Genomic DNA, 487 nt, shown 5'->3' on the forward strand with positions numbered 1-487 from the left:
AAAATAACAGGTGTATTTGTCAGTAGAAGCTACATGAAGCCAGTGTCTTTTTCCTTGAACTTTCATTCCAGTTTCATCACAATGGATAACAGGAGAAGCTATTACCTTTTCTCGAATTAGGTTTTCAAATTCTTCAAGATTCTGGAAACATTCTCTTTCTGCTTTAATAATGGTAGCAGAACAAATTTTTATCCCCATTACATCATTAAACAATTCCGAAATCCTTTCGTAAGGAATGAAATGGTGATTTTTAAAGTAAATTGCTGAAGCTAAGATATTACGGCTATATTGAACTGGAGAATTTACTGATTCTGGAAATTCAGCTTTATTTAATCTTCCACAGCAAGGACAGATCTTAATCTGACTTCGATGTTCTGTAACAATAAGATTTACAGGCGGAATGTCAAAAACCTGTCTTTTCTCATAAGCTTCAACATCCTCTAGGGTATGTCCACACTCTTTGCAGCAGTTCAAAGAATGCTCTATT

General features: G+C 34.5%; 1 protein-coding gene. It reads right to left on the bottom strand.

The window, feature by feature from the left end; genetic code table 11:
• On the bottom strand, positions 1-487 hold a 487-nt coding region (locus ASJ81_RS15215), incomplete at both ends, for an IS66 family transposase (RefSeq protein WP_141241761.1).

Origin of the sequence: Methanosarcina spelaei (genome assembly GCF_002287235.1) — an archaeon.
GTDB lineage: Archaea > Halobacteriota > Methanosarcinia > Methanosarcinales > Methanosarcinaceae > Methanosarcina > Methanosarcina spelaei.